This window comes from Amycolatopsis sp. NPDC051716 (assembly GCF_040681595.1).
In the GTDB taxonomy this organism is placed as follows: Bacteria; Actinomycetota; Actinomycetes; order Mycobacteriales; family Pseudonocardiaceae; genus Amycolatopsis.
Window position 1 is genome coordinate 1 of sequence record NZ_JBFAZA010000004.1, and the last position, 20,133, is coordinate 20,133.

Annotated in this window: 18 protein-coding genes; 5 read left to right on the forward strand and 13 right to left on the reverse strand. The window is 72.0% G+C overall.

Features of this window, described 5'->3' with window-relative positions:
• Nucleotides 1–193: 193 nt before the first annotated feature.
• The 9 genes from AB0M30_RS06045 to AB0M30_RS06085 form a co-directional block, all read right to left on the reverse strand.
• Complete coding sequence (locus AB0M30_RS06045) at nucleotides 194–1,462, reverse strand: hypothetical protein (protein WP_364580515.1); 1,269 nt, start codon at nucleotides 1,460–1,462, stop codon at nucleotides 194–196.
• Nucleotides 1,463–1,517: 55 nt separating this feature from the next.
• Nucleotides 1,518–2,807 carry a histidine--tRNA ligase gene (hisS, locus tag AB0M30_RS06050; RefSeq protein ID WP_364580518.1) on the reverse strand — a complete coding sequence of 430 codons (1,290 nt, stop codon included), beginning with the start codon at nucleotides 2,805–2,807 and terminating at the stop codon, nucleotides 1,518–1,520.
• A 23-nt stretch (nucleotides 2,808–2,830) separates the two neighbouring features.
• A complete protein-coding gene (locus AB0M30_RS06055; RefSeq protein ID WP_364580520.1) occupies nucleotides 2,831–3,220 on the reverse strand; it encodes a hypothetical protein in 390 nt (129 codons plus the stop codon).
• A gap of 87 nt (nucleotides 3,221–3,307) precedes the next feature.
• Nucleotides 3,308–4,474, reverse strand: coding sequence for an amidohydrolase family protein (locus AB0M30_RS06060; RefSeq protein WP_364580523.1), 1,167 nt, complete (start codon nucleotides 4,472–4,474; stop codon nucleotides 3,308–3,310).
• Between the two features lies 1 nt (nucleotide 4,475).
• A complete protein-coding gene (locus tag AB0M30_RS06065) occupies nucleotides 4,476–5,579 on the reverse strand; it encodes an MAB_1171c family putative transporter (RefSeq protein ID WP_364580526.1) in 1,104 nt (367 codons plus the stop codon).
• 121 nt (nucleotides 5,580–5,700) lie between these two features.
• Nucleotides 5,701–6,222: a hypothetical protein gene (locus AB0M30_RS06070; protein WP_360172597.1), complete on the reverse strand. Its 522-nt coding sequence runs from the start codon at nucleotides 6,220–6,222 to the stop codon at nucleotides 5,701–5,703.
• Complete coding sequence (locus AB0M30_RS06075) at nucleotides 6,219–6,647, reverse strand: helix-turn-helix transcriptional regulator (RefSeq protein WP_360172600.1); 429 nt, start codon at nucleotides 6,645–6,647, stop codon at nucleotides 6,219–6,221. The genes AB0M30_RS06070 and AB0M30_RS06075 overlap by 4 nt, the downstream gene beginning before the upstream one ends.
• A 309-nt stretch (nucleotides 6,648–6,956) precedes the next feature.
• Nucleotides 6,957–7,409, reverse strand: a complete 453-nt coding sequence (locus tag AB0M30_RS06080; RefSeq protein ID WP_364580530.1) for an NAD(P)H-dependent oxidoreductase — start codon at nucleotides 7,407–7,409, stop codon at nucleotides 6,957–6,959.
• The gene (locus tag AB0M30_RS06085) at nucleotides 7,409–9,043 is read right to left on the reverse strand and encodes a phospho-sugar mutase (protein WP_364580533.1); all 1,635 of its coding nucleotides are present in this window, start codon (nucleotides 9,041–9,043) and stop codon (nucleotides 7,409–7,411) included. Before AB0M30_RS06085 ends, AB0M30_RS06080 begins: the two co-directional genes overlap by 1 nt.
• A 30-nt stretch (nucleotides 9,044–9,073) precedes the next feature.
• Between AB0M30_RS06085 and AB0M30_RS06090 the strand changes: the two genes are divergently transcribed.
• Entirely contained in the window at nucleotides 9,074–10,234 is a 1,161-nt protein-coding gene (locus tag AB0M30_RS06090) for a nucleotide disphospho-sugar-binding domain-containing protein (RefSeq protein ID WP_364580536.1), read from the forward strand.
• Nucleotides 10,235–10,373: 139 nt separating this feature from the next.
• Here AB0M30_RS06090 and AB0M30_RS06095 read toward each other — a convergent pair whose 3' ends face one another.
• The 3 genes from AB0M30_RS06095 to AB0M30_RS06105 are packed head-to-tail and all read right to left on the reverse strand — an operon-like array spanning nucleotide 10,374 to nucleotide 12,525.
• Nucleotides 10,374–11,153 carry a purine-nucleoside phosphorylase gene (locus tag AB0M30_RS06095; protein ID WP_364580539.1) on the reverse strand — a complete coding sequence of 260 codons (780 nt, stop codon included), beginning with the start codon at nucleotides 11,151–11,153 and terminating at the stop codon, nucleotides 10,374–10,376.
• Nucleotides 11,150–11,569, reverse strand: a complete 420-nt coding sequence (locus AB0M30_RS06100) for an ABA4-like family protein (RefSeq protein ID WP_364580542.1) — start codon at nucleotides 11,567–11,569, stop codon at nucleotides 11,150–11,152. Before AB0M30_RS06100 ends, AB0M30_RS06095 begins: the two co-directional genes overlap by 4 nt.
• Nucleotides 11,566–12,525 (reverse strand): hypothetical protein, encoded by a 960-nt coding sequence (locus AB0M30_RS06105; RefSeq protein WP_364580545.1) that lies wholly within the window; start codon nucleotides 12,523–12,525, stop codon nucleotides 11,566–11,568. The genes AB0M30_RS06100 and AB0M30_RS06105 overlap by 4 nt, the downstream gene beginning before the upstream one ends.
• 113 nt (nucleotides 12,526–12,638) lie before the next feature.
• On the opposite strand from AB0M30_RS06105, the gene AB0M30_RS06110 reads away from it, so the two are divergent.
• Complete coding sequence (locus tag AB0M30_RS06110) at nucleotides 12,639–13,265, forward strand: MerR family transcriptional regulator (protein WP_364580548.1); 627 nt, start codon at nucleotides 12,639–12,641, stop codon at nucleotides 13,263–13,265.
• On the opposite strand, the gene AB0M30_RS06115 is transcribed toward AB0M30_RS06110, so the two are convergent.
• The gene (locus tag AB0M30_RS06115; protein ID WP_364581229.1) at nucleotides 13,262–15,004 is read right to left on the reverse strand and encodes a serine/threonine-protein kinase; all 1,743 of its coding nucleotides are present in this window, start codon (nucleotides 15,002–15,004) and stop codon (nucleotides 13,262–13,264) included. The genes AB0M30_RS06110 and AB0M30_RS06115 overlap by 4 nt on opposite strands.
• 123 nt (nucleotides 15,005–15,127) lie before the next feature.
• On the opposite strand from AB0M30_RS06115, the gene AB0M30_RS06120 reads away from it, so the two are divergent.
• Genes AB0M30_RS06120 through meaB form a run of 3 tightly spaced genes read left to right on the forward strand, consistent with a single transcriptional unit; the run spans nucleotide 15,128 to nucleotide 20,115 of the window.
• On the forward strand, nucleotides 15,128–16,963 hold the full coding sequence (locus AB0M30_RS06120) for a methylmalonyl-CoA mutase family protein (protein ID WP_364580551.1): 1,836 nt from the start codon (nucleotides 15,128–15,130) through the stop codon (nucleotides 16,961–16,963).
• A complete protein-coding gene (gene scpA / locus AB0M30_RS06125) occupies nucleotides 16,960–19,128 on the forward strand; it encodes a methylmalonyl-CoA mutase (RefSeq protein ID WP_364580553.1) in 2,169 nt (722 codons plus the stop codon). The genes AB0M30_RS06120 and scpA overlap by 4 nt, the downstream gene beginning before the upstream one ends.
• 3 nt (nucleotides 19,129–19,131) lie before the next feature.
• Nucleotides 19,132–20,115 carry a methylmalonyl Co-A mutase-associated GTPase MeaB gene (gene meaB, locus AB0M30_RS06130; protein WP_364580555.1) on the forward strand — a complete coding sequence of 328 codons (984 nt, stop codon included), beginning with the start codon at nucleotides 19,132–19,134 and terminating at the stop codon, nucleotides 20,113–20,115.
• The last annotated feature ends 18 nt before the right edge of the window (nucleotides 20,116–20,133 follow it).

Below are 20,133 nucleotides of genomic sequence, written 5' to 3' on the forward strand. Positions count from 1 at the left end.
CATCGGCCAGAACACCCCAGCCGAAACCCGAACCAACTATCGTCAGGCCCCGGCTGCCTAACAACCCCGTGTCCGCCCCACCGGGGCAACTCCACACGCGTGATTAGACGGTCGACACGCGTGATTCGGGCGACGACACGGCAAGGCACGCCCGGTTCGCCGTGTCGACCCTTCCATCACGCGTGTCGACCGCTCAATCACGCGTGTCGACCCTTGCTGCACGCCTGCCCGGGAGGGCGAAGCGGATTTGGCGGGCCAAGGCCGGGTCGAGGGTGGTGCAGGCCGCGTCGATTTCGGCGGCCAAGGCCGGGGACGGGGTGGTGTAGGTGTCCGCCGAGTGCGCGAGCCAGGCGTGGATGTCCTCGTGGGCGTCGGCGGCCAGGTCCGGGTCGCGCAGGAGGGTGAGGTCCGTGTGCAGGCGCCGCCAGGTGTCGCGGTCGCGGAGCAGGGCCGCGGCCGCCCGGCGCGTGTGGATCGGGTGCGCGGGGGACAGGAGGGCCTGCAGCGTGGCCAGGTCGACGAACTTCCCGCGCAGGAACGTCACCACCTGGCGGGTCACCGCCGGCGACGGGTCCGTCAGCAACGGCCGGACCGCCGGCGACTCCGGCGCGACCCGGCGCAGGCCGCGGACCGCCACCCCGCGGATCCGCGGCCGCTCGTCGGCGAGGTGACGTTCCAGGACCGGCGCGTCGGCGGCCGTCCCCGTTTCGCCGAGTCCCGCGAGCGCGCCGAACGAGACCGGCATCGCGCGGTAGTGCGCCGCCGGGTCGCCGCCCGCCTTCAGGACCAGCGCCTGCGCCATCGACCGGACCGCCGACGAGCGGTCCGCCAGGTGGGCCACGGCGGCTTCGGGGCCGAGCAACGTCAACGCCCGCATCCGGACCTTCGGCGCCCCGGCCGCCAGCAGTTCCTCGACGCACTCGCCGCGGTCGAGCAGCGCGTCGCCGCACAACACGCGGACCACGAAGTCGTGGTCGCGCACCGCGATGTCGAGCAGCCGCTCGCGCGACAGGAGCCCGATCGCTTCCGTGTGGACCCAGCGACGGGTTTCCCGATCCTCCAGCGCCAACGCGTCGTCGAGCAAGCGAGGCAGGGCTTCGCGCAGTAGCGAGGTCATCCAGGCGTCGAACCGACGCCGCCGCAGGACGCCGATCAAGGGCAGCGCCGCGCGAAGCACCGTGTCGTCCAGTTTGGCCCTGACGATCGACCGGGCGAGCTCCCGGACCGGCCGGACCCAGTCGACGCACCGGAGCAGCAGCAGCGGTACGGCTTCAGGGTCGGTGCTGACCGCCAGCCGTTCGACAGCGGCCTGGCGCAGATATCCGTCACGGTCGCACGCGGCTTCGGCGAGCTCTTCGCGCGAAGGCCGGCGGCTCAGCCGTCTGTTGCGGCGATACCCCGCTGTTCGCCGCACGGTGGCGTCGAACTCGACCCACTGCCGCGCGTCTTCGTAAACGATCATCGGCATCCCCTCCGCCGCCCAGGATGCCCGGGCGCCGGAGGGGAGTCGATCCGATTTACGCCAGCAGCGCGCGCACCGCCGCCGGGGCGTCGGCGACCGCGACCGGGTTCTGCTCCCGGGTCGCCAGGCTGCGGACCGTCACGTTCCCCGCCGCCCAGTCCTCCTGGCCGACGATCACCACCGCGACCGCGCCCGCCTTGTCCGCGCGGGTCAGTTCCTTGCCCAGCTTGCGGTGCTCGATCGGCGTCGACGTCCGCAGGCCGGCCTGCCGCAGCGAGCCCGCCACCGACCGGGCCGCGTCCGCGAGGTCCTCGGTCACCGGGATCACCATGACGTCGACCTCGCTGCGCGGGGCCGGGGTCAGGCCGTGCGTGTCGAGGAAGTCGATCAGCGTGACGTCGCCCATGCCGAACCCGATGCCCGGGATCTGCTGCGGGGTGAACATCGACGCGAGGTCGCTGTAGCGGCCGCCCCCGAAGAGGGCGCGGCGGTTCTCCGGCGAAGTGTCGAAGACCTCGAACACGGTCGACGTGTAGTACGCCAGCCCGCGCACGATGATCGGCTCGTACTTCACCAGCGAACCCGCGCTGCTGTTCAGGACGCGGACCAGGTTCGACTCCGCCCGCACCGCGGCCGGCAGCTCGTCGAGCAGCGCCTCGCCCGCGTCGAGCGTCTCGGCGAGCTTCTCGAACTGCTTCTCCGACAGCCCGATCTCGCCGGCGCTCTCGGCCAGCTTCTCGCGCGGGTACTTCTCCCACCGGTCGACCAGCGCGAACACCTGGGACAGGTGGTCCGCCGACACGCCGGCGACGTCGGTGAGGGCCGACGTCAGCAGGTTCCGGTCGTTGACGCGCAGCACGAACATGTCCGGCGTCGCACCCAGCGCGGCCATCATGTCGTGCACCAGCTCGAAGATCTCGATCTCGCAGTTGGCGCTGTCGGAGCCGAAGATGTCCGCGTTGATCTGCCAGTGCTCGCGGACGCGGCCGCGCTGCGGCGCCTCGTACCGGTGGCAGTTCGGGTGGCTGTACCAGCGGACCGGGAACGACAGCGACTTCGCGCTCCCGGCGATCATCCGCGCCACCGAGGGCGTCATTTCCGGCCGCAGCGCCAGCCGCCGCCCGCCCTTGTCGGTCAGCGTGTACAGCTGCTTGTCGGCGAGCTCCTGGCCGGACTTCCGCTCGTAGATCTCGGCCGATTCGAGGATCGGGCCGTCGTAGCGGAGGAAGCCGCGGCGTTCGAGGACGTCGTAGAGATGACCGAACACCTGGGTACGCACGGACATTTCGGCGGGCAGGAAGTCCCGGGTCCCCTTGTAGGGCGCGGTCGGCAGGTATTCAGGCACGTCACCAGCTTAACGACCGGTGCTCAGGCGAAGGCGACCCCGTACGCGGTGAGCAGCGTGGCCGCGGCCAGGAACACCGCGCCCACGGACGTCACGCGGCCGCCGAGCTTGCCGCGGTTCGGGATCAGGTGGAAGAAGAATCCACCCGATTGGGCGAGGATCCCGAACAGCAGCAGGAAGCAGCCGATCCACAACGTCGTGCCGGACAGCGTCGTGCGGCTGAGGATCTGCAGCGCGACCAGGGCGAGGATCAGCAGGACGCCGGCGTGGGCGTGGCCGGCCCGGAACATCGCGCGCTGGTGTTCGGTGAGCTTGCGGTCGCGCATGACGCCCATCAGCGCGTAACCGCCGTACATCACGGTCGGCAGCGAGACCAGCGCGATCACCGTGAACAGCTGGGTCGGTCCGTGCATCGGGGAGCTCCTTCGAGGTGGGGTAGCGCAACAGTAACACTGTTTTAAAACGCTGTCACCAAACTGGGTGTTCCCCGATCGGGGAACCTAGGCGGGCCGGCCCTGGGCCAGCACCAGCAGCGGGTTGCGGAGCGCGGCCAGCGACGCGAGCGGGTCGCCTTCGACGACCAGGACGTCCGCCGCGAGCCCGGCTTCCAGCCGTCCGGTCACGTCGCCGAGGCCCAGCCCGGCCGCGCTGTCCTCGGTCGCGATCTCCAGGATCCGGCGACGCGGGAAACCGAGCCATTCGTAGAGTTCCAGCGCGCCGACCGGGTCGTCGAACACCGAGCCGGGCAGGCCCGCGTCAGTCCCGGAAAGCAGCCGGACGCCGTGTTCCTCGAGCCACGGCAGCCGCCCGTACATCGCCTGGGCGACGTCGTCGCCGAGCTTCTCGACGAGCACGCGCCAGTTGCGGCTGCTCGTCGAGCACGCCGAGATCCCGTCGGCCGCCATCCGCTTCGCCACGTGCTCCCGGCGGTCGAAGGAGCGTGGCCCGGTCAGGAAGCTGCAGTGCTCGACCGTCGACACCCCGGCCTCGACCGCCGCTTCGATCGCGTCGGCGCCGTGGGCGTGCGCGGCGACCGGCAGCCCGTGCGACGCCGCGTGCTCGGTGACCACGCGCAGCTGCCGGGCGTCGAACTGCGACTCCCACATGTCCGCGCCGCCCTCGGTGATCTGGCCACCGCTGGCCATCACCTTGATCACGTCCGCGCCCGCGGCCGCGTTCGCGTCGATCAGGGCGCGGATTTCGCCGTCCGAAGCCGTTTCACCGCCGAAAAAGTGGCAATGGCCGCCCGGGACGGTGATCGGCGGCCCGGACACCAGCAGCCGCGGCGCGGGTGAACCGTCGAACGACCGCCGGACGGCCGCGCCGAGGTGCCCGCGGTCGCCGAGGTCCCGCACGGTCGTGACGCCGCTGCGCAGCATCGCCGTGAGCCGAGCGCGTGCGCCGTCCAGCGGGTCTTCGCTTTCCGAGAAGTGGGCCAGCATCTCGCGGGACGCGTCGAACGCCAGGTGCACGTGGACGTTGCACAGCCCGGCGAGCGCGGTCCCGGTGGGGAAGTCGTGCCGGGACGCGTCCGGCGCGGCCCGCGCGACGACGTCCGCGCGCGGGCCCGCCGCGACGATGACGCCGTCGCGCACCAGCACGGCACCGTCGTCGACCGGCGTGGCCGGCCGGGGCAGCACCCGGCCGGCGGTGATCAGGGTGTCCACGTCACTTCCCGTTCGTCATCGCGGCCGACAGCGCGAGCAGCGGCCGGACGTCGGATTCGAGGTCGTCGGCCCCGGCGGGCAGGACCTGCTTGGCGCGGCCGTCGCTGGCTTCGCCGTCCGCGTGCCGCCGCAGCGCCGCCTTCAACGCGGCCGCCGCGGCGGCCGGATCGGCGGCGGTGACCTCGCCGAAGTCCGCCTCGAGGTACGGCGACAGCTGCACCAGGCCGTCGCGGATCTCGATCACCCGGCGGTAGTGCACGCGGTTGGTGCCGCGCGGGGACAGCCGGTCGCCGCGGCGCGGCGGCGTCCGCAGCACGATGCTGGGGAACGCCTCCACCAGGACCGTCCACAAGGGAGCCAGCGCCTCGTGCTCCCGCCGGTGCTGGCGGCGGCGCCGCAACGCCGAAACCCGCGCTCGCACGCCCGGGTAGGTCACGCCGGCGAGGAACAGCATCCCGCCGGCGATCACGAACGGCACACCGAGCAGCAGCAGGACCTTGACGACGGGCCCGAACGCCCACGCCACCACGATGTACAGCGCGCGGAAGATGCTGCCGACGGCCGCGCTGGCCATGCCGATCGCGCCCAGCCGCAGCCCGATCCGCAGGTCCCGGTCGGCCACCCGCAGGTACCGCACGATCCAGGCCGTGCAGGCGACGAGGCCGTAGATCAGGTACAGCCCGGCGCCGAGGTAGAAGACCGCGACGCCGCTGTCGTGGATCGTCGACGGCCCCAGCGGCAGGCCCCGCAGCTCCGGCGGTGTCAGGCTCATCGCGACGATCATCAGCGCGATCGCCGCGACCAGCGGGACCAGTTCGGCCACCACCCGGCGGTACCGGCGGGGGCCCAGCGCCGAGCCGAGGAAGAAGATCACCAGCGCGCAGACGGCGCACGCCAGCAGCGCGTTGTTCGCCACCCGGGCCGCACCCCGGCCCAGCAGCGCGTCGACTTCGTCGGAGAGCACCGGCTGCTGCAGCAGGAATGCCGCCGCGAAGCCGGCCACGCAGGCGGTGACCGCCCAGTTCGGCACGGTCGGCGCGCGGGTCACCTGGTAGATCCGCCACGCCAGCGCGGCGGAGAACAGAAGCAGCGCAACGAGGTTCACCGGGCTGCTGTGCCTTTCGTTACCAATCCGACCACAGTCACGGCCGGATAGCTTTTCGTGGCAACGGTACGTGCCGCTCGGGGGACCGGCCTACCTTTGGCCGGATTGGTAACAAGTGTGCTCACAACCACCCTTGATGATCGCCGAGCGCCCCCTGGATCCGGCGGAGATCCCGGTCGGCGGCGCGCCGGGGAATCGTGTAGTTCAGGACCGACGCCCATTCGAGGATGATCGTCGCGACCGTTTCGGCTTCCCACTCGTGCGCGTCATCGTAGGACGAGCGGCGCAGTGCGCGGTGTACGGCATCCGGGTCAAGATCCGTCGCGGGGCCGCGCAGGAAGTCCGCCGGTTCGGCGTCGCCCTGCGGGTGGTGGTCGGCCAGCATGTGCCCGAGTTCGTGCAGGATGATGTGGTCCTGGTGCGATTTCGTCGTTTCGGCCTGGTAGAAGATGTAGTCCGCGGACGACGTCGCGATCCAGCAGCCGAACGGCCCCGGCACCTCGAGCGGGTACGCCAGCAGCCGGATCGGCTTCCCGCGCCGTTCGCCCAGCCGCGCGCACAGCACCTCGACGTCCAGCGGCGGCTCGATGTCCAGCTCCTTGAGCAGCTTCCGGCAGCGCCGGCGCAGCTCGCGTTCCTTCATCGCACTGCGCTTCCCGGGCCCCGGCCCTCGCCGTCCTCCGGGTTCCGCCCCTCGCGTTCGGCCCGCTCGTAGCGCTCGACGAGCTCCAGCAGGTCCATCACCTGTCGGCGGCCCTGTGGCGACAGCTCCTGGGCGCGCATCGCCATCAGCTGGGCCTCACCCGCGGGTGCCGCGGCCGCCTCCGCGTCGAAGAAGTACGTCACCGGCACGCCGAACAGCTTCGCCAGCGCCTCGACGTAGTGGATCTTCGGGTTGACCCGCTTGCCCGTCGCGAGCTGCTGCAGGTAGGCGGGCGACATCGCCGGGCCACCCGCCCGCTCGACGGCGGCCGAGATCTCCCGGTAGCTGTGCGGGGCGCGCCCGTCCAGCCGGGCGGCCTCGATCAGGGCGCTCAAGCGCTCCGCGAAGGTGCGTTCCCGTGCCATCTCCACCCCCTGGGAATCCAGCCGCGAAAATTCTAACCGGAAAACCACTGTACGCACATGTTGACAGCTGGCGTATGCAGTGGTTTACAGTTGGCTCGCCTCTCGCCTGACCCTCCGTACCCTGGGGGTGTACGGAACGGCTCAGGCGAGAGGTTGTCGCGCCTTCGACTCGTCATGATCGGCCGTGTGTAGTACGCTTCACAGGCCAAGGTTGATCGCCCTCGGGCGAACCCTTGGTTACGGCCTGTTGCCGGAGGTCGACCCCCAGGGCTTCCGGTGACAGGCCCCTTTAATTTCCGGGCGATCCCCTCAGCTCATCAGCGTGGCGGCCAGCGTGCCGCCCAATTCGGTGCACGCCTCGACGGTTCTCTTGTCCGGTTCACCCGTGCTGATGACGGGTTTCGCCGCGTTGGCCCACGCCAGGCCCGTCGTGATGGCCAGCAGTTGGCGTTCCGTGCCCGAAGTGTCGCTGTTGCCGTGAATCCAGTACCCGAACGGGCGACCTCGCGTCTCGTCCAGGCACGGGTAGTAGATCGTGTCGAAGAAGTGCTTGAGCGCACCGCTCATGCTGCCGAGGTTCGCCGGCGTGCCCAGCAGGTAGCCGTCCGCCTCGAAGACGTCGGTGACCGTGGCCGCCAGCGCCGCGCGGCGGACCACTTCCACCCCCTCGATGTCCGGGTGCGTCGCTCCCGCCACGACCGCCTCGAAGAGCGCCTGCGTCGACGGCGACGGCGTGTGGTGCACGATCAGCAGCCTCGGCATCAGGCGAGCAGCTCCTCGACGTCCGCCCGCAGCGCCGTCAGCCGCTCCTGCGCCGCGTCGCGGGCATCGGCCAGTTCGTCCGTCACCGGCGCCACCACCTGCAGGTACGCCTTCAGCTTCGGCTCGGTCCCGGACGGCCGCACGACCACGCGGACGCCGTCGCCGGTCAGCCGCACCACGTCGGCGTCCGGCAGCAGGTCTTCGAGGCCGACTTCGACGCCGCCGAGCCGGGACGGCGGGGTCGCCCGCACCTTCGCCATCAGCCGGCCGCGGACCGCGAGATCCGTGACCCGCAGCGAAACCTGATCGGTCAGGTGGACGCCGTGGCGCCGCGCCAGCTCGTCGAGCACGTCCAGCGGCGTGCGGCCCTGCGCCTTCAGCTGCGCGGCGAGCCCGGCCGCCAGCGTCGCGGCGGCGATGCCGTCCTTGTCGCGCACGAAGCCCGGGTTCACGCACAGCCCGAGCGCCTCTTCGTAGGCGAACACCAGGCCTTCGCCGGCCCGGACCAGCCACTTGAAGCCGGTCAACGTCTCGGCGTAGCGGGCGCCTTCCGCCTTCGCGATTTCGCCGAGCATCGACGACGACACGATCGTGGTCGCCACCAGCGGGTCCGGCAGGACCGTGCGGTCCACTGTGGACAAGACGTACGAGCCGAGCAGCACGCCGGTCTCGTCGCCGCGCAGCATGCGCCACCGCCCGTCCCGCTCGCGCACGCCGAGCGCGCACCGGTCGGCGTCCGGGTCGAGCGCGACGGCCAGGTCGGCGTCCACATCGGACGCCAGCGCCAGCAGCAGGTCCGTCGCGCCCGGCTCTTCGGGGTTCGGGAACGCCACGGTCGGGAAGTCCGGGTCCGGCGCGGCCTGGTCGCCGACCAGGTGCAGATCGGTGAACCCGGCCCGCTCGAACGCCGCGCGCAGCGTGCCGGCGCCGACGCCGTGCAACGCCGTCGCGGCGACCCGCACCGCGCGTTCGTGGCCCAGCGGCAGCGTCGCGACCTCGTCGAGGTAGCGGTCCAGCAGGTCGGTGACCTCGGCGCCGGGCGCCCGCGGCACGTCGGCGGCGGGCGGCGCGGCCTCGATGGCGCGCTCGATCTCGCCGTCGGACGGCGGGACGATCTGCCCGCCGGTCGCGTCGTAGAGCTTGTACCCGTTGTCCGCCGGGGGATTGTGCGACGCGGTGATCTGGATCCCGGCCACCGCGCCGAGCCGGCCGACGGCGAACGCGAGCACCGGCGTCGGCAGCGGGCGGGGGAACACCTTGACGTCGAAGCCGGCCGCGGTCAGCACCTCGGCGGCGGCCGTCGCGAAGGCTTCCGAGCCGTGCCGAGCGTCGCGGCCGACGACGACCAGCGCGCCGGCGTGCCCGTGCGCCTTCAGCCACTCCGCGACCCCGGCCGTCGTCCGGGTGACGACGGCGACGTTCATGCCGTTCGGCCCGGCGCGCACCGGGCCGCGCAGGCCGGCGGTGCCGAATTCGAGCGGACCGGCCAGCCGGTCGGCCAGGTCTTCGGCGGCACCGGGTTCGCCGCCGTCCGCCCGGGCCAGCACGGCTTCCAGTTCGGCACGGGTGCCGGCGTCCGGGTCGGCGGCGATCCAGCGGGAAACGGCGTCACGCAGGGTGGAATCTGATGTCACCGCGTCAGCCTACGGGCTATGGTCGGGTAGGTGCGCTTACTGTTCACCTCACTGGGGTCCTTCGGTCACACCTTCCCGCTCGTGCCGCTGGCGGTCGCCGCGCGCGAGGCGGGCCACGACGTCGTCTTCGCGACCACTGAAGAGTTCCTTCCACAGCTGCGGAAAGCCGGGCTCGAAACGGCGGCGGCCGGCATTTCCATGGAGAACGCGTTCGGCCAGGCGTTCGCCGAGGGCGGGCCGCCCGGCCCGCGGCGCCCGCCCGGCGACATCCCGCGGGAGGAGCTGTTCCCGGTCGTGGCGAAGGTGTTCGGCGAACTGCTGCCGAAGCGGTTCGCCGCCGATCTGCTGCCGCTGTTCGAGCACGTCCGGCCCGACCTGGTCGTGAGCGAGGCGGGCAACCCGGGCGGGTTGTTCGCCGCGCGGAAGGCCGGGCTCCCGGTGGTGGCGCACGGTTTCGGCCGGGTGTCGACCGGCGACCCGATGACCACGAAGATCCGGGACGCGATCCGCGAGCACGCCGCGGGGCTGGGGATCGAGGCCGGTGAGGACCTGGCGTTCGGCGGCCCGTTCATCGACATTTGCCCGGAGTCGGTGCAGGACCCGGGTTTCCTGGCGCGCACCCGCCGGGTGCCGTTGCGCCCGGTCGGCTGGAGCGAGCCGGGCGAGCTGCCGGCGGGCGTGCTGGACAAGCGGCGTCCGCTGGTCTACCTGACGCTGGGCACGGCGATGGGCCACGCGGGCGTGCTCACCGAGGCGATCGCCGGGCTGTCCGGTTTGGACGCCGACGTCCTGGTCGCCACCGGCCCGTCGCTGCCCGAGGACGCGCTGGGCGAAGTCCCGGCGAACGTCCGGCTCGAGGCGTGGGTCCCGCAGGCGGCGCTGCTCCCGCACGTCGACCTGGTGATCCACCACGGCGGCAGCGGCACGACGCTCGGCGCGTTCGGCGCGGCCCTCCCGCAGCTGCTGCTCCCGCAGGGCGCGGACCAGTTCGCCAACGCGGACGCGGTCCTGGCGGCCGGCGTGGGCGACCGCCTGCTCGGCGCCGAGGTCACCGCCGAAGCCGTCGCCGCCAAGGCCCGCCACCTCCTCACCGACACCGCGGTCCGCGACGCGGCCCGCGCGTTGGCCGCGGAAGTCGCGGCCATGCCGTCCCCGGCCGAGGTCGCCGCCCAACTCCCCACCTTCGCCTGACACCGTGTCGACCCGCTGATCACGCGTGTCGACCTCCTGATCACGCGTGTCGACGCTTTCCGCACACCGCGCCGGTGCGCGAAGGGTCGACACGCGTGATTGAAGGGTCGACACGCGTGATTGGGGGGACGACACGAGGTCAGGCGCGGGTGACCAGTTCCCGCAGCAGGGAGCCCATCTTCGTCGCGGCCGCGCGGCCGGCTTCCAGGACCTCTTCGTGGTTCAGCGGCTCGCCGGTCATGCCCGCGGCGAGGTTCGTCACCAGGGACAGGCCGAAGACCTCGACGCCGGCCGCGCGGGCGGCGATCGCCTCCAGCACCGTCGACATGCCGACCAGGTCCGCGCCCAGCGTGCGCAGCATCCGGATTTCCGCCGGCGTCTCGAAGTGCGGCCCGGTCAGGCCCGCGTAGACGCCTTCTTCGAGCGACGGGTCGATCTCCCGCGCGACCTTCCGCAGCCGCGCCGAGTACAGGTCCGTCAGGTCGACGAAGTTCGCGCCGACGATCGGGGAGCGCGCGGTCAGGTTCAGGTGGTCGGAAATCAGCACCGGCTGCCCCACGTGGAAGCCTTCGCGCAGGCCGCCCGCCGCGTTCGTCAGCAGCACCGACCGGACGCCGGCCGCCGCCGCGGTGCGCACGTTGTGCACCACCGGGTCGATGCCCTTGCCCTCGTAGAAGTGCGTCCGGCCCAGCATCACCAGGACGTACTTGCCGCCGACCTTCAGCGAGCGGATGGTGCCGCCGTGGCCCACCGCACCGGGTGTGGTGAAACCGGGCAGTTCGGCGAACGGGATCTCCGTCTCGCACTCCCCGATGACGTCCGCCGCCGGGCGCCAGCCCGACCCCAGGACCACCGCGATGTCGTGCGCGTCCACGCCGGTGCGCTTGGCGATGGCGCTCGCGGCTTCGTGTTCACTCATGCGAGGGAGCGTATCCGGACGGCCCGCACCACGAGGAACACCACCAGGCCGAAGGGTGACAGGAAGATCGTCAGCAGCAGGATCGGGCTGACGAGCCACGGCGAGATCTCCCGGTCCCGCGCCTCGAAGTACATCCAGCGGGCGATGAACAGGTCGAACGCGATGAGGTGCGCCCAGACGAGCCCGGCGCCCCACGGCGTGGCCAGCAGCGTCTGCAGGACGCCGAGGTCGGGCCGCAGCATCGCCCGGCCCCACTCGCCGAAGTGCGGCAGCTCGAGCCCGAAGTAGCACACCAGCGGCAGCAGCGGCACCCACGGCGACTGCATGATCCGCTCGGTCCACCGCCACTTCGGGGCCAGGATCATCAACGCCCAGAACGGCGCCGCCAGGGGAAACGCCCAGGTGAACAGGGTCATCGAACCGCCTTCTGTCCCGGCGCGCGGACGACGGCCAGTGCACCCAGCCCGACCGCCGCGACCAGCAGCGCGAACGCGCCCAGTGTCGTCGCGTCCGGGTGCACGATCGACTGCGCCCGCAATGCCTGCCACGTGAGCAGCGCGAGCAGCCCCGCGTACCCGGCCGCGCCGACCAGGACGAGCCGGGCGCGGACGACGTCGTCACGCAGCCGCGGGAACCGCGAGGCCAGCGCCAGGAGCGCGATGGCGAGCAGCGGCAGCGCCTGCAGGGCGTGCATCCCGGCGAAGTGCGGGATCCGCAGGTCGCCCGCCACCGTGCTCCAGCCGAGGATCGGCAGGCCGGGGCCGCCGTTGGCGAGCCCGACGGTGTGCGCGCCGACCACGTCCGGCGTTCCGCCGGCCTTCCACTGCGCGAGCTGCCGCGCGGTCGGGCTCGTCATCAGGATGCCCAGCGAGATCCCGGCCGGGGAGAGCGCGGCCCCGGTGCGGACCGCCCAGAAGCTCGCCCGGTCCGGCACCTTCGTGAACATGACCAGGACGGTCAGCACGAGCGTGGCGGCCCACAGCCCCATGATCATCTTGCCCATGACGTTGTAGATCAAGGCGTCCTGCGGCGTCGCGTTGTTGAAGTGGCTCGCGTGGCCGCGCGCCGCCTGGAACACCAGCAGGACGTACTCGGCGGCGAAGATGAGGACCAGGAGGTTCGTGAGCCAGGACGCCGTGCGCCGGAACCGCGGCAGCAGCGAGACGAGCCAGCTCCAGGTGGCGAAGTAGAGCGCGCCGGAGACCGCGAACTTGAACGGCTTCGCCCAGATCGGCGCGCCGCCCAGGGTCCGCTGGTCGAGGAGCATGGCGGCGACGCACAGCACGGCCACCACCCCCAGCCCGGCGGCCGCGAGCGCGGACGGCCGGTGCCACGTGTGCGTTCTGCTCCGGAGATCGGCAAGGATGGTCATGGTTCCTCCCAGAACGGATAGTGAAGCTCTCCGTTTTGGGAAGTTAAACTATCCATGCTGAGAAGTCTTCAGGGTTGTCCCCGAGACGGACCCCGGGATCGGAGCGGAAACCCATGCGGATGGCCGAGCTGAGCGCCGAGTCCGGGGTGCCGGTCGCGACCGTCAAGTTCTACCTGCGCGAGGGCCTGCTCCCGCCTGGCGAGCGCACCAGCCCGAACCAGGCGCGGTACTCCGCGGCGCACGTCCAGCGGCTGCGGCTGATCAAGGCGCTCACCGAAGTCGGCGGGCTGCCGCTGGCCTCGGTCGGCGTCGTGCTCGGCGCGATCGACGACCACGAGACCCCGCACCGGACGATGGGCGTCGTCCAGGAGGAGCTGGCCGGGCCCCCGCCCAAGGTGTCCGACGAGGCCGCCGAGTGGGCGTCGGAGCGGCTGGCGGACCTCATGGGCCGCCGCGGCTGGAAGACGCACCCGCCCGAGCACCGCGCGATGGCCAACCTCATCGCGGCGCTGGCGACGGCCAAGGAGCTGGGGCAGGAGAAGCTGACCGAACGGCTCGGGGAATACGCCGAGCTGGCGATGCGCGTCGCGGAGCTCGACGTCGAGGTGGTGGCCGGCCTGGCGTCGCTGGACAAGATCATCGAGGCCGGGCTGGTCGCCACCGTGCTCGGCGACCGGATCTTCGCCGGTCTGCGCCACCTCGCCCAGGAACAGGTGTCCCGCGAGGTCCTCGGCGGCTAGTCCGAGACGCTCAGGGTGGGGGCGACGCGGTCGAAGACGTCCTGGCGGCCCGAGTTTTCCTGTTCTGCCGGCACGGTGACGGAGAGGATCCACAGGCTGGTGTTCGCCTGGACCAGGTTCATGAACGTCACCCGGGTGCCGCCGCCCCCGTCGCGTTCGGGGAGGTTGCCGCCCTCGGCGAGGCGGTACGTCAGCGTCGAACCCTTGCCGCCCGGCAGCGGCATCGGGTCGTAGAGCTGGAGCGCGCTGGCCGGGTAGGACCCCTTCAGCCAGGCGATGTACTCGTCGTCGTGGGGGTACTGGGCGAAGTACTTCGCCAGCCGTTCCACGCGCAGCGACCGGCGGCCGTCGGGGGAGACGTACTGGACCGCCGTGCTCGCGCCGAACTTCGTCGTCGTGTGCGGGGCGACGAACTTCTGCCAGCCCTCCGGCACCTGGAGGCCGAACTGCCCGCCGTTGCCGGTCGCGAAGCTCGCGTCGCCCGACTGCTGCACCAGCGTCGGCGGCGGCACGTCGGTCACGCCGTTCGACGTGTTCCGCGGCGCGGCGGCCGGAGGCAGCAGCGACTGGCCGCCGACCGTCCTGGCCAGCGCGAACCCGCCGCCCGCGGCGAGGAGGAAGAGCAGGATCGCCACCGCGACGAGCACGGCGGTGGCCGTGGAGCTGCGCCGCGCCGGCCGCGGTGGCGGCGGCGGGACGAACATCGTCGGCGCACCCGAGGCGGGGCCCGCCGGCGCTGCCGGGGCGGGCGGGCGCAGGAACGGCAGGGGGCCCGGGTCGGCGGCGAGCTCGCTGCTCGACGTCTCGGCCTTCTTCTCCGCCTTGGCCTTCTCGGGCAGGACGGTCTTGATCACCTGCGTGTCGGTCGCGTCCGGCTGCGCGGACGTCTTCTTGCCGTCCGGGGTGTGGAACAGCTCGGACCCGAACAGGTCGAGCGGCGTCTTCGTCTGCAGCGGGTACAGCCGGTGCCGGACGTCCCGCAGCGTGATCCGCCGGGCCGGCTCCTTCGTCATGAGGGCGCTGATGACGTCGGCGAGCGGGCCGGCCTTCGGCTTCGGCACCTTCCCGTTGACGACCTTCCCGACCGTCTCCAGCGGATCGCCGTCGGCGTCGTACGGCGGCGCGCCCTCGACCGCGGCGAACAGCGTCGCGCCGAGGCCCCACAGGTCCGCGGCCGGCGTGACGGCGCCGCCGGAGGCCACTTCCGGCGCGATGTAGGCGGGTGAGCCGAGCATGATCCCGGTGCGGGTCATGGTCGCCTCGGAGACGTTGCGGGCGATGCCGAAGTCGGTCAGCTTGATCCGGCCGTCGCTGGCCACCAGGACGTTGCCCGGCTTGACGTCGCGGTGGGTGATCCCGGCCGAGTGCGCGGCCTCCAGCGCGGACGCCACGGCGATGCCGACCGCGGCGGCCTGCCCGACGGTCAGCGGACCGTGGTCACGCAGGATGTGCGCCAGGCTGCGCGAGGGCAGCAGCTCCATCACCACGAACGGCTGGTCGTCCTCGCGGGCGACGTCGTGCAGGATGATCACGTTGGGGTGGGAGAGGACCGCGATCGCGCGCGCCTCGCGCAGCGTGCGCTCCCTCAGCTCGTCCGCCTGCGCCGCCGGGATGCCCGGCGGCACCTTCATCTCCTTGACGGCCACCTGCCGGTGCAGGAACTCGTCGTACGCCGACCAGACGGTGCCCATCGACCCGGAGCCGAGCACCGAACGCAGCCGGTAACGACCGGCGACCACTCGTGTCTCTTCGCTGGAGGGGGGCACCTCCTGATTGTGTCTTACGCGGCTCACCGCCGGCTGCCTAGGGGCGCGACTAGAGTCACAGGTCGGACGCGGCCCGTGCCTCTACCATCACTGGTTATGACTGAAGTGGCCGGTCCGGAATCAGCGCCGATCTCCGAGCTCGACCTCGCGGCCGAGTTTCCGCAGGCGACGCGCGAACAGTGGCAAGAACTGGTCGCCGGTGTGCTGCGCAAGAGCGGGAAGCTGCCGGAGGACTTCACGGGTGCCCCGGAGAGCAAGCTCGTCACGCGGACCTACGACGGGATCGAGATCCAGCCGCTGTACACGGCCGAGGACGTCCCCGGCGACAGCGGCTTCCCCGGCCTGCCGCCCTACGTGCGTGGTGCGCGCCCGGACGGCCGGGTCGGCACCGGCTGGGACGTCCGGGCCCGGTTCACCGGCGACGACGCCCGCGCGGTCAACCGGGCGATCCTCGCCGACCTCGAAGGCGGCGTGACGTCGATCTGGCTGTCGGTGCCCCCCGCGTCTATCGCCGACGCCCTGAACGAGGTGTACCTCGACCTGGCGCCCGTCGTGCTGGACACCGGTCCCGAGTACGAAGCCGCGGCTTCGGAGCTGCTGGCGCTGTTCGGCGAGCGCGAGATCCCGGCGAGCGAGGCCACCGCCGTGCTGGGCGCCGACCCGATCGGGCTGGCGGCCCGCTCCGGCTCCGCCGTGGCGCTCGAACCGGCCGCCGCGCTCGCCGCGCGTGTCGCCGGGAAGTACCCGAAAGTGCGGACGATCGTCGCCGACGGCCTGCCGTTCCACGAGGCCGGCGGGTCGGACGCGCAGGAGCTGGGCGCGCTCGTCGCCGCCGGCGTCACCTACCTGCGGGCGCTGACCGACGCCGGGCTGGCCGTCGAGGCCGCCGCCGGGCAGCTGGAGTTCCGGCTCGCCGCGACCGCCGACCAGTTCTCCACCATCGCGAAGCTGCGCGCGGCCCGCCGCCTGTGGGCGCGCGTGGCCGAGGTCTGCGGCTTCACCTCGCCCATGCGCCAGCACGCCGTGACGTCGCCGGCCATGCTGACCAGGCGCGATCCCTGGGTGAACATGCTGCGCACCACCGTGGCCTGCTTCGGCGCGGGCGCCGGCGGCGCGGACGCGGTCACCGTATTGCCGTTCGACGCGGCGATCGGCCGCCCCGACGCCTTCTCCGCGCGGATCGCCCGCAACACCCACGCCGTGCTGCTGGAGGAGGCCAAGCTGGCCGGCGTGGCCGACCCGGCGGGCGGCTCCTGGTACGTCGAGAAGCTCACCGACGACCTCGCGCACGCCGCCTGGGCCGAGTTCACCGCCATCGAAGGCGAGGGCGGCCTGGTGGCTTCGCTGGCCTCCGGTGCGCTGGCCGGGCGGCTGGCTTCGACGTGGGAGAAGCGCTCGAAGCGGATCGCCACCCGGCGCGACCCGCTCACCGGCGTCAGCGAATTCCCGAACCTGGCCGAAAAGCCGGTGGTCCGCACGCCGGTGGAGTCCACTGTGGAAGGTGGGCTACCGCGGCACCGGTACGCCGAAGGCTTCGAAGCCCTTCGCGACGCGTCGGACGCGTACCTCGCCGAGCACGGCTCGCGGCCGAAGATCTTCCTCGCGACGCTCGGCCCGGTCGCCGCGCACACCGCGCGGGCCGGGTTCGCCGCCAACCTGTTCCAGGCGGGCGGGATCGAAGCCGTCAACCCGGGCGCGACCGACGACCTGCCCGGCGCGTTCCGGGCGTCCGGCGCCCGCGTCGCCTGCCTCTGCGGCACCGACGACGCCTACGCGGCGCAGGCGGCCGACGTCGCCGCGTCCCTCGGCGCCGAGTACGTCTTACTGGCGGGGAAGGGGTCCTACGACGGCGTGGCCGGGAACGTCTTCGCCGGCTGCGACGCCCTGGAAGTCCTCGACGGCCTGCACGCCAAGCTGGGAGTTGCGCGATGACCATCCCGAACTTCGCCGGTCTCGACCTCGGCACGCCGTCCCCGGGCGACCGCGACGCGTGGGCGCGCGCCGTGGAGAGCGCCACCGGCAAGGGCCCGGACGCCCTGGCCTGGGAGACGCCCGAAGGCATCGGCGTCAAGCCCGTCTACACCGCCGCCGACCTGTCCGATGTGGACTTCCTGGGCACGTACCCGGGCATCGCGCCCTTCCTGCGCGGGCCGTACCCGACGATGTACGTCAACCAGCCGTGGACCATCCGCCAGTACGCCGGGTTCTCCACCGCCGAGGAGTCCAACGCGTTCTACCGGCGCAACCTCGCCGCCGGGCAGAAAGGGCTTTCGGTCGCCTTCGACCTGGCCACCCACCGCGGCTACGACTCCGACCACCCGCGCGTCTCCGGCGACGTCGGCATGGCGGGCGTCGCGATCGACTCCATCTACGACATGCGGCAGCTCTTCGACGGCATCCCGCTGGACAAGATGTCGGTGTCGATGACGATGAACGGCGCGGTGCTGCCGGTGCTCGCCCTGTACGTCGTCGCGGCGGAGGAGCAGGGCGTCAAACCGGAGCAGCTCGCGGGGACCATCCAGAACGACATCCTCAAGGAGTTCATGGTCCGCAACACCTACATCTACCCGCCGCAGCCGTCGATGCGGATCATCTCCGACATCTTCTCCTTCACTTCGCAGCACATGCCGAAGTACAACTCGATCTCCATCTCCGGCTACCACATGCAGGAAGCCGGCGCGACGGCCGACTTGGAGCTGGCGTACACGCTCGCCGACGGCGTCGAGTACATCCGCTCGGGCGTCGACGCGGGGCTGAGCGTCGACAAGTTCGCGCCGCGGCTGTCGTTCTTCTGGGCGATCGGCATGAACTTCTTCATGGAGGTCGCGAAGCTGCGCGCGGCCCGGCTGCTGTGGGCGAAGCTGGTAAAGGGCTTCAACCCTTCGTCGTCGAAGTCGTTGTCGCTGCGCACGCACTCCCAGACGTCGGGCTGGTCGCTGACCGCGCAGGACGTCTACAACAACGTCGTCCGGACGTGCGTCGAGGCGATGGCCGCGACCCAGGGGCACACGCAGTCGCTGCACACGAACGCCCTCGACGAGGCCCTCGCGCTGCCGACGGACTTCTCCGCGCGGATCGCCCGCAACACCCAGCTGCTGCTGCAGCAGGAGTCCGGCACCACGCGCGTGATCGACCCGTGGGGCGGCAGCGCCTTCGTCGAGAAGCTGACCTACGACCTCGCGCGCAAGGCGTGGGGCCACATCAGCGAGGTCGAGCAGGCCGGCGGCATGGCCAAGGCGATCGACGCGGGCATCCCCAAGCTGCGGATCGAAGAGGCCGCGGCCCGGACGCAGGCCCGCATCGACTCCGGCCGCCAGCCGGTGATCGGCGTCAACAAGTACCAGGTCACGAGCGACGAAGACATCGAAGTGCTCAAAGTGGACAACGCCGGCGTCCGGACGCAGCAGCTGGAGAAGCTGCGTCGGCTGCGCTCCGAGCGCGACTCCACCGCCACCGAGGACGCGTTGCGACGGCTGACCGAAGGCGCCGGGAACGGCGGCAACCTGCTGGAACTGGCCATCGACGCGGCCCGCGCGAAGGCGACCGTCGGCGAGATCTCCGACGCGCTCGAGAAGATCTGGGGCCGGCACTCCGGCCAGATCCGGACCATCTCGGGGGTGTACCGCGAGGAGGTGGGGAAGACGCAGAACGTCGAGAAGGCCCGTCAGCTGGTCGACGAGTTCGCCGCGGAGGAGGGCCGGCGGCCCCGGATCCTCGTCGCGAAGATGGGCCAGGACGGCCACGACCGCGGCCAGAAGGTGATCGCCACCGGCTTCGCCGACCTCGGCTTCGACGTCGACGTCGGCCCGCTGTTCTCCACCCCGGCCGAGGTCGCCCGCCAGGCGATCGAGGCGGACGTGCACGTCGTCGGGGTGTCCTCGCTGGCCGCCGGGCACCTCTCGCTGGTGCCCGCGCTGCGCCACGAGCTCGCCGAACTGGGCCGCGAGGACATCATGGTCGTCGTCGGCGGCGTCATCCCGCCGCAGGACTACCCGGCGCTGCGCGAGGCCGGCGCGGCGGCGATCTTCGGGCCCGGCACGGTGCTCGCGGACGCAGCCATCGACCTGCTCGGCCAGCTGACCGCGCAGGAGTCCTGACCCTTGCCGCGCAAGATCGACGTCACCGCCTACGCCAAGGGCGTGCTGGCGGGGGACCGCGGGACGCTGTCGAAGGCGATCACGCTGGTCGAGTCGCAGCGGGAGGACCACCGGGCGCTGGCGCAGGAGCTGCTGGTCGAGCTGCTGCCGTCGGCCGGCGGCGCTCGGCGCGTCGGCATCACCGGCGTCCCGGGAGTCGGCAAGTCGACTTTCATCGACCAGCTGGGCACCGACCTGACCGCGGCCGGGCACCGGGTGGCCGTGCTGGCCGTCGACCCGTCGTCGACGCGGACCGGCGGGTCGATCCTCGGCGACAAGACCCGGATGGCGCGGCTGGCGGTCGACCCGCGGGCGTTCATCCGGCCGTCGCCGACGTCCGGGACGCTCGGCGGCGTCGCGCGGGCGACCCGCGAGACGATCGTGCTGATGGAGGCGGCCGGCTACGACATCGTGCTGGTCGAGACGGTCGGCGTCGGACAGTCCGAAGTGACCGTGGCGAACATGGTCGACTGCTTCCTGTTCCTGACCCTGGCCCGCACCGGCGACCAGCTCCAGGGCATCAAGAAGGGCGTGCTGGAGCTCGCCGACGTCATCGCCGTCAACAAGGCCGACGGCGACCACGAACGGGACGCCCGGCGCGCGGCGCGGGAGCTGGCGGGCGCGCTGCGGATGATCTACGGGCCCGAAGCGTCGTGGACGCCCCCGGTGCTGACCTGCAGCGGCCTGCACAACCTGCGTCTCGACGAGGTCTGGGGCGCGATCGAGCAGCACCGCGACACGCTCACCGCGTCCGGTGAACTGGACGCCCGGCGGCGGCAGCAGCAGGTCGACTGGACGTGGGCGATGGTGCGCGAACAGCTGCTGGGTCGGCTGGCGGCGCATCCGGAGGTGCGAACGGTCGTTCCCGACGTCGAACGGGCGGTGCGGGACGGTGAACTGACGGCTACCCTCGGTGCACAGCGGATCCTCGACGCGTTCGGTGGCTGACGTGCGGGCGGTCCGTGG

Excerpts from the sequence above, each read along its gene's own strand:
- AB0M30_RS06045 (WP_364580515.1), bottom strand. The coding sequence starts at position 1,462 with ATGATCGTTTACGAAGACGCGCGGCAGTGGGTCGAGTTCGACGCCACC.
- AB0M30_RS06055 (WP_364580520.1), bottom strand. The coding sequence starts at position 3,220 with ATGCACGGACCGACCCAGCTGTTCACGGTGATCGCGCTGGTCTCGCTG.
- AB0M30_RS06070 (WP_360172597.1), bottom strand. The coding sequence starts at position 6,222 with ATGAAGGAACGCGAGCTGCGCCGGCGCTGCCGGAAGCTGCTCAAGGAG.
- AB0M30_RS06075 (WP_360172600.1), bottom strand. The coding sequence starts at position 6,647 with ATGGCACGGGAACGCACCTTCGCGGAGCGCTTGAGCGCCCTGATCGAG.
- AB0M30_RS06080 (WP_364580530.1), bottom strand. The coding sequence starts at position 7,409 with ATGCCGAGGCTGCTGATCGTGCACCACACGCCGTCGCCGTCGACGCAG.
- AB0M30_RS06095 (WP_364580539.1), bottom strand. The coding sequence starts at position 11,153 with ATGAGTGAACACGAAGCCGCGAGCGCCATCGCCAAGCGCACCGGCGTG.
- AB0M30_RS06100 (WP_364580542.1), bottom strand. The coding sequence starts at position 11,569 with ATGACCCTGTTCACCTGGGCGTTTCCCCTGGCGGCGCCGTTCTGGGCG.
- AB0M30_RS06105 (WP_364580545.1), bottom strand. The coding sequence starts at position 12,525 with ATGACCATCCTTGCCGATCTCCGGAGCAGAACGCACACGTGGCACCGG.
- AB0M30_RS06110 (WP_364580548.1), top strand. The coding sequence starts at position 12,639 with ATGCGGATGGCCGAGCTGAGCGCCGAGTCCGGGGTGCCGGTCGCGACC.
- AB0M30_RS06120 (WP_364580551.1), top strand. The coding sequence starts at position 15,128 with ATGACTGAAGTGGCCGGTCCGGAATCAGCGCCGATCTCCGAGCTCGAC.
- scpA (WP_364580553.1), top strand. The coding sequence starts at position 16,960 with ATGACCATCCCGAACTTCGCCGGTCTCGACCTCGGCACGCCGTCCCCG.